Genomic DNA, 8,107 nt, shown 5'->3' on the forward strand with positions numbered 1-8,107 from the left:
GCCCGATCCCTCCCGACCCCGACCGACCGGCCGGACGAGCAGCTCGACGCAGAGAAGGAGCACACGTGGTGACCGCTTCACAGGAGGACATCCTCGCCGAACTCTCGGAGATGATCCGCGCCGTGCTGGCGGACTTCGCCCCGGACGACGAGATCACCATGGAGACCACGTTCCGGGAGGACCTCGGGATGGAGAGCCTCGACGTCGTCTCGCTCGCCGGCCGGCTGCAGACCCGGTACGGCGACCGGGTGAACTTCGCCCACTTCGTCGCCACGCTGGACCTGCAGACCGTGCGGGACCTGCGGGTGGGGCAACTCGTCGACCACATCGCCGGCTCACTCGACGGGGTCGGGGCGATCCGGCCGTGATGGTCCAGGCCAACGGCGTCGACCTGCACGTCGAACTGCTCGACCCGCCGGCGGAGCCGAACCCCGGTCCGCTGCCGGGATCGGCGGCGGAGCCGAACCCCGATGTCCTGCCGGCGGCCGTCGCGGTGCCGGAGCACCTTCCGACGGTCGGGACCGGAGCGGACCCGGGCCGCGGAGCCGGTGCGACGGCAGCGCCGACCGTGGTCCTGATCCACGGTCTGGCCTCGGACAGCCTGGCCAGCTGGTACTTCACCCTGGCCAAGCCATTGGCGGACAGCGGACGCCGGGTGGTCATGTACGACCTGCGGGGCCACGGCCACAGCGAGCGCCCGCCCACCGGGTACACCCTCGGCGACCTGGTCGACGACCTGGCGGCACTGTTGGCGGCGCTCGACATCGCCGGGCCGGTCCACCTGTTCGGCAACTCGTTCGGCGGCACGATCGCGTACGCGTACGCGGCCCGCCACCCGGACCGGGTCGCCGGCATCGTGGCGGTCGAGTCCGCGCCGCCGACGCCGGCCTGGATGGGCCGGGTGGCCCGCCGGCTGGAGCGGGCGGCGGACCTGCTGCCCCGGCCGGCCGCGGTCGCCGCGCTCGCGGCCGGCCGGGGAGCCGCGTTCGTCCGTCGCGCCCGGGCCACCGGGGAGATGCTGGCCGCCACCACCCTGGCCCGGGAACTGCCGTCGAGCCCGCTGCCGAGCGCCGCGCAGCTCAACACGATCGGCGTACCGGTGCTCTGCGTGTACGGCGCGGACTCGGCCGTCGTCGAGCTGGCCGGCGAGGTGACCCGGCTGCTGCCGCGGGTCCGCACCGTCGTCCTCCCCGGCGGTAGGCACACCATCCTGGTCGACCAGCCGGAGAAGCTGCGCCGGCTCGTCCTGAGCTGGCTCCGCGAGGAGTGCGGCGTCGCGCCGACCGGACCCGCCCACCCCCATCGAGACCACATCCCGTAGGAGGTACCCGGATGGACACCCCCGTCTCCGGCCGGTCGATCATCATCAGCAACGGCCGGTGCGGCTCCACCCTCCTTTCCGACCTGATCGCGGAGCAGCCGGACACCCTCTCGGCCCAGGAGTTCTTCATGTCCGTGGCGCCGTGGGCCCGCAGCGCCGAGGTGCTCACCGGAGCGGCGTACTGGACGCTGCTGAGCAGCCCCAAGGCCGAACTCGCCACCCTCTTCCGGATCGGGCTGCCGCCGAAGGAGGTCCGCTATCCACGGACCGGACGGTGGGCAGGGCGGATGACCGAGCTGCCACGGATCCTCGCCATCACCCTTTCCAAGATCTCCGCCGACCCGGACCGGCTTTTCGACCAACTCGCCGAACGGGTGCCGGAGTTTCCCACCCAGCCGGTCGGCGCGCACCACCAGATGTTTCTCGACCTGCTCGCTGTGATGATCGGCAAACGGCGCTGGGTGGAACGCTCCGGCGGCTCCAGTCACGTGGCGCCGTACCTGCTGCGCGCCTATCCGACGGCCCGGATCGTCTATCTGACCCGGAACCCGGAGGACGTCGCGCGCTCGATGAGCCGACACCCGTCGTTCCAGCTCATCCAGCTCCGGGTCGAGTTCCTCGGCCGGTGCGGGCTCGATCCGTTCCGGGTCGAGCCGGGGCAGCCGGTGCCCGAGGAACTGGTCCGGTACCTGCCGGACCGGCTCACCGCCGAACTGCTGCACGAACGCGGCCGCGAGCTGCGCCGCTACCTGGGACTCTGTGCGTTCATGAGCAGCCAGGCGGAACAGGCGCTGGCCGACGACCCGCCCCGGCACCTGCACCGGATCCGTTACGAGGACCTGGTCGCCGATCCGGTGGAGCAGCTCGGCCGACTCGGCCGGTTCCTCGAGTTCGAGGACTGGGCGGAGTGGGCGTCCCGGGTCGCCCCGCGGGTGGTGGCCCCGGCCGGTCAGCCGGTCGCCGCCGGGTCGGGCGGGAAGGCAACGCAACCATGACAAACGCGGGTTCCATCGGAAGCGGGAGGAACAACTGGTGATCCGACGCCGAGGAGCGCGACGGCTGCTGGCCGCCACCGTCACGCTGGGACTAATCCACACACTGGTGATCGCCATGCCGGCCGCCGCCGCACCGGCCGGGGCGGGCCCGGCCGGGCATCCCCCGGCGTACGAGCGGACGCTGCTCGCCAAGGCCACGCCCGACGAGTGCTTCGCCGGTGTGGGCCTCGCCTACCCGCCCGGTCCCCCCTGCGCCAGCGGGCAGGCGAAGGTGAACCAGTCGTACCTGTGGGGGATCACCCGCGCCGGGCAGAGTCTCTGGTTCGGGACCGGGGCGAACATCAACTGCATGACCAGCGGGCGGAACCTGAACAACAGCCGCCCGAACCTCAACGAGGACTGGGTCTGCGAGTACGGCGAGAGCCAGATCGCCAAACGCAACCCGACCCTGCCGCCGACTCTCGGCGACCACCGGCCGCCCCGGCTCTACGTCTACGACACGCGTCGCGGCACCCTGACCGAGAAGACGGACCTGGTGCGGAACGCGTCGGAGGCGGACGCGAACCGGCTCACCACCACCGCCGGCATCCGGGCGGCCGGCGCCCACCAGGGCGTTGCCCTGCTCGGCGGTCCCGCCCTGGGAGAGAGCGTCAACCTGTTCGCGTTCGACACCAACACCGGCGGCTACCTCGGCTCGGTCAACCTGCCCGCGTACGGCAACATCCGGCACTTCGTCGTCGCCGACGGCGTGCTGTACGCCGGCGTCGGGGTTGGCGCGAACGGCGGAAACCGGGGGCACGTGCTGCGCTGGACCGGGAGCCGGAGCGACCCGTTCAGCTTCCAGGTGGTGGCGAACCTGCCCGCCCAGGCGGCGGACCTGACCGTCCACGACGGTCGGATCTTCGTGACCAGCTGGACCGGGTCGGGCGACGACACGATGGCCGTTCCGGCGACCGGCACCGACGACACCTCCGACGGCGTCGCGGGCGTGTGGATGAGTCCGGGACTCTCCGCCGGGGAGCGCGGACTGACCCCGGCGGACGCGGATTCCTGGACCCGGGTCTGGAGCGTCAGTGACTACGAGCCGGACCCGGTGGTGGCCCGCACCTACGGCCTCGGCGGGCTGGCCTCGTACGGCGGCTACCTCTACTGGGGCACCATGCACGTGCCGCTGAAGGCGACCACGGTGCACCTGGTGGCGTATCCGCCGGCGGACGACACCGCGCTGCGGGCCTCGGTCCGGGGCACCCAGCGGGCGATCAGCATCTTCCGGGGTAAGAGCTTCGGCCACCGTCAGCGGGTGGAACTGCTCTACGGCGCCGAGCAGTTGCCCGCCTACGACCCGCAGGCCGACAACGGCGCCGGCGCCTGGGCGCCGATCCCGACCGGATACATCCCGCGCTACGGCAGCTCCGGCATGGGCAACCCGTACAACAACTACACCTGGAAGATGGTGGTGGCCGGCGGGAGGCTCTACGTCGGGACGATGGACTGGAGCTACATCTCCAAGGATCTGGGCCAGAGCACCGCGCGGTCGCTCGGCGTCGACAGCCTGGCGCCCGAACTCGCCTCGGTCCCGCTGCTCGCCGACGACCCACCGCCGCCGACCCCGGTGTACGGCGGTGACCTGTTCGTCTTCGACTCGACCGGGCGACCGGCCAGCGTGGTCGACGACAGCGGGCTCGGCAACTATCTGAACTACGGGATCCGCAACATGGTCACCGACGGCAGCACCCTGTATCTGGGCATGGCGAACCCGATGAACCTGCGGACCGACCTGGACGACGCGGTGCCGCAGGGGGGCTGGGAGCTGATCCGGCTGCGTGACCGGCGCTGCTAGCCCCGCTCGACGGGGCGGGGCCCGCCCCGGTCTGACCGGTGCCGGCGTGCGGACGTACCGGTGTCTGCGGCGTTGCCGACACAACCCGAACCTCGACCTGCCATGGTACGAGGATGACGAAGCAGGATGGATCATGGATGAAGCGGCTGCGGAGTCGTGCCCGGCCGGGGCGGTTCGCTCCGGCCCTGGTGACCGGCGTGCTGGTCCTGTCGACCGGCGGCTGCGGGCTCGTCGGCGACCGGGATCGGCGGGACCCGCCGACCCCGGTGGTCAGCGTGAGCCCCGGAACCTCCACCCACACCCTGACGGTGGACGGCCGGCAGCGGACGTACCGGCTGTACCGGCCGGCGAGCCTCGCCCCGACCGGCCCGGTTCCGTTGGTTGTCATGCTGCACGGCGCGCTCGGCACCGGCGAGCAGGCCGAGTCGTCGTACGGCTGGAACGCCGAGGCGGACCGGTCCGGGTTTGTTGTCGCGTACCCGGACGGGTTGCACCGTTCCTGGACGGTGAGTCCGGACTGTTGCGGGCCGCCGGCCCGGGACGGTGTGGACGACGTCGGATTCATCCGGCAGCTGGTCGGCTCGGTCGCCGGCCTGGTCCCGCTGGACCGGAGCCGGGTGTACGCCACCGGGGTCTCCAATGGCGGCATGCTGGCCTACCGGCTCGCCTGCGACACGACGCTCTTCGCCGCGATCGGACCGGTGGCGGCCACCCAGCTCGGCCCGTGCCCGGATCCGGCACCGATCTCGGTGATCCACATCCACGGCACGGCCGACCGGACGGTGCCGTACGGCGGCGGCCCGGGCCGGCGGGACAACGGCGGCACCGGGCGCAACCCGGTCAAGCTGGACGGCCCGCCGACCCCCGAGCTGATCGCCCGGTGGCGGACCCTCGACAGCTGCGCCGCGCCGACCGACTCCACCACCGGTGCGGTCACCACGTCGAGCGCGACCTGCCCACAGGGACGCGGCGTCGAACTGGTCACGGTGGCCGGAGCAGGTCACCAGTGGCCGGGCGCGCCGGGGCCGGGGCCGGGTGCGCAACGGCTGTTCGACCTGGACCCGCCCGCCGCCGCCCCGGACGCCACCGCGACGATCTGGCGCTTCTTCGCCGCCCACCCCGCCCGGGGATGACCCTCCCACCCCGTCCGGGGGTGACCCGGCCGGCCGGGGCCGACGGATCCCGCCGCGCGGCCGAGGCACGAGTCGCGCGGACGCCGCCCGGGAGCACCGTCCGCCGGGGAGGTGGCAGGTGAGCGCCGCCACCGCGATCGACGTCGTCGACCTGGTGAAGCGCTATCCGCGGGCCGAGAGCCCCGCCGTCGACGGGGTGTCGTTCGCGGTGCCCCGGGGCGAGATCTTCGGCCTGCTCGGCCCGAACGGGGCCGGCAAGTCCACCACGGTCGGCATCCTGACGACCCGGCTGCGGGCGACGTCGGGGCGGGCGCTGGTCGGCGGCGTGGACGTGCGGCGCGACCCGGTCGCCGCCCGGGCGCAACTCGCCGTCGTACCGCAGCACAACAACCTCGACCGCTCCCTCACCCCACGACAGAACCTGCTCTACCACGCCGCCTACCACGGGGTGGACCGGGCGACCCGGCGGGCTCGCGCCGACGAACTGCTGGACCGGTTCGGCCTCGCCGAACGGGCGGATCAGCGGATCGAGGCGTACTCGGGTGGCATGGCGCAGCGCCTGATGATCGCCCGGGCGCTGATCCACGAACCGGCCGTCCTCTTCCTCGACGAACCCACCAACGCGCTCGATCCGCAGACCCGGATGCTGATCTGGGCCCGGATCCGGCAGCTGCGCGAGCGTGGGGTGACGATCGTGCTGACCACACACCAGATGAACGCCGCGGCCACGATCGTCGACCGGGTCGGCATCGTCGACCACGGTCGGCTCATCGCCCTGGACACGCCCCGCAACCTGGTCCGGGGACTGGCCGGGGCGGCGATCCTCGACCTCACCGTCACCCCGTCGGCGGCGGAAGTCACCTCCCGCCTGCTCGACGCGCTGCGGCAGATCACCGGCGTACGGAAGGCGGAGAGTCTCGCCCCGGCCGCGCCGCCCGCTGCCCGACCCGGAGCCGGTGCGGCGCTCGCCGCCCGCCTCGGCGCGTCGGGGGCGGTCGGGGCGGCTACCGCGTCGGCACGCCGCCAGCAGGGTGTGCCATCGCCGAACGGCCGGACCCGGTTCCGGCTGTACGTCGCCGGCGACCCCGCCGCGTTGCTCGCCCCGGTGCTGACCCTGCTCACCACTCGGTCGGCCACGCTCAACGACGTACGCATCGTGGCGCCCAGCCTCGAGGACGTCTTCATCGAACTGACCGGAAGGGATCCCCGGTGACCACCCTCGACGCCGATGCGCCGCCGCCGCTGACCGAGCCCGACACCCCGTCCGTGTCGCGGCCGCGCCCGCAGGCCCACCGGGTCTTTCTGGCCATCCTTCGGCGCGATCTCATGGTCACCGGCAAGGAGCTCTGGGTGATCCTCGTCCAGGTCGGGCTCACCCCGCTGTTCCTGCTCTTCGTTTTTGTCCGGGTACTCGGCGGACAGGGGATGGTGGCGGCGAACTTCGCGAACTTCTTCCTGCCCGGCATCGTCGCGTTGGCCGCCCTCACCACGGCGTTGCAGAGCGTGGCGCTGCCCCTGGTCAAGGAACTCGGGTTCACCCGGGAGATCGAGGACCGCCTGCTCGCGCCACTGCCGACCGAACTGGTCGCGGTGGGCAAGCTGGTCACCGCGACACTGCGCGGTCTGATCGCCGCGGTGCTGCTCTATCCGCTCGGGGCCCTGGTGGTCGGGTCGGCGCCCTGGCAGCCGGACCGGCTGCCGATGGTCCTCGTCACGGTGCTGCTCGGCGGATGGATCGGTGGCGGGATCGGGATGACCCTGGCGACGCTGCTGCCGGTACAGCGCATCAACATCACCTTTTCGCTCTTCGTCACCCCGATCATCTGGACCGGCTGCGTCCACTATCCGTGGCGGCTGCTCTCCCCGATGCCGTGGTTCCAGGCGGTCACCGCGGTCAACCCGATGACCTACGTCGCGGAGGGGGTTCGGGGCGCGATGCTGCCGACGGTTCCGCACCTGCCCGGCTGGGTCTGTCTGCTTGTGCTGACCGGGGTGGCCGGCGCCACCACCGTCGGCAGCGTGCGGAGTTTCTGTCGGCGCGCGATCGGCTGACCCGTACTCCCCCCGACCCGCTTCCCGGAGGTGTCGCTCATGGGTCGACCCGAATCCGCCTCCCCACCACCGCCCACCCCGGACGGCGCCTTCGCCGTCTGGCTGGCCGACCGCGCCGGCCGGCTGCTCACCCGGCTCCGGACCGAGTCGCGACACGCCGACCCGACCGCGTTGAAGGCGGCCGGTGACCGCGCCTCGCACGACCTGCTCCACGTCGAGTTGGCCCGGTGGCGGCCGGCGGACGTGGTGCTGTCCGAGGAGGACGAGCAGGCCCGGCACGCCTGGCCGGCGAACGGACGTACCGCGCCACCCCGGCTGACCGCCGAGCGGGTCTGGATCGTCGATCCGCTGGACGGCACCCGGGAGTTCGCCGAGCAGGGCCGGTCGGACTGGGCGGTGCACGTGGCCCTCTGGGCGCGCCACGCCGGCGCCGCGCACCGGCTGGTCGCCGGGGCGGTCGCCCTGCCGGCCCGGGGCCGCACCATCGGTACGCACCGGCCACCGCCCACCCCGACGGTTCCCGTCAACCGGCCGCTGCGGCTGGCGGCGAGCCGGAGCCGGCCGCCGGCGTTCCTTGCCGACCTGGCCGAGGAGCTTGGTGCCGAGCTGGTGCCGATGGGTTCGGCCGGGGTGAAGGTGGCCGCGGTGATCGGCGGTGAGGTCGACGCGTACGTGCACGCCGGCGGCCAGTACGAGTGGGATTCGGCGGCACCGGTCGCGGTGGCGACGGCCACCGGACTGTTCGCTTCCCGTATCGACGGATCCG

At 72.8% G+C, this 8,107-nt stretch carries 8 protein-coding genes; all 8 read left to right on the top strand.

Annotated features, from left to right (window positions below; all coding sequences use genetic code 11):
• Positions 1–68: 68 nt before the first annotated feature.
• A complete protein-coding gene (locus ABGB05_RS29875) occupies positions 69–368 on the top strand; it encodes an acyl carrier protein (RefSeq protein ID WP_347657265.1) in 300 nt (99 codons plus the stop codon).
• Positions 368–1,321, top strand: a complete 954-nt coding sequence (locus ABGB05_RS29880; RefSeq protein WP_347657266.1) for an alpha/beta hydrolase — start codon at positions 368–370, stop codon at positions 1,319–1,321. The genes ABGB05_RS29875 and ABGB05_RS29880 overlap by 1 nt, the downstream gene beginning before the upstream one ends.
• An 11-nt stretch (positions 1,322–1,332) precedes the next feature.
• Positions 1,333–2,316, top strand: coding sequence for a sulfotransferase domain-containing protein (locus tag ABGB05_RS29885; protein WP_347657267.1), 984 nt, complete (start codon positions 1,333–1,335; stop codon positions 2,314–2,316).
• A 37-nt stretch (positions 2,317–2,353) separates the two neighbouring features.
• Positions 2,354–4,156, top strand: a complete 1,803-nt coding sequence (locus ABGB05_RS29890; RefSeq protein ID WP_347657268.1) for a hypothetical protein — start codon at positions 2,354–2,356, stop codon at positions 4,154–4,156.
• 113 nt (positions 4,157–4,269) lie between these two features.
• Positions 4,270–5,289, top strand: a complete 1,020-nt coding sequence (locus ABGB05_RS29895) for a PHB depolymerase family esterase (protein WP_347657269.1) — start codon at positions 4,270–4,272, stop codon at positions 5,287–5,289.
• 118 nt (positions 5,290–5,407) lie between these two features.
• Positions 5,408–6,502, top strand: coding sequence for an ABC transporter ATP-binding protein (locus ABGB05_RS29900; RefSeq protein WP_347657270.1), 1,095 nt, complete (start codon positions 5,408–5,410; stop codon positions 6,500–6,502).
• Entirely contained in the window at positions 6,499–7,341 is an 843-nt protein-coding gene (locus ABGB05_RS29905; protein ID WP_347657271.1) for an ABC transporter permease, read from the top strand. Before ABGB05_RS29900 ends, ABGB05_RS29905 begins: the two co-directional genes overlap by 4 nt.
• A 39-nt stretch (positions 7,342–7,380) precedes the next feature.
• Positions 7,381–8,107: inositol monophosphatase family protein (locus ABGB05_RS29910; protein ID WP_347657272.1), on the top strand; the 727-nt coding region annotated here is incomplete at its 3' end.

It is taken from the genome of Plantactinospora sp. B5E13 (genome assembly GCF_039871775.1).
Classification (GTDB): domain Bacteria; phylum Actinomycetota; class Actinomycetes; order Mycobacteriales; family Micromonosporaceae; genus Plantactinospora.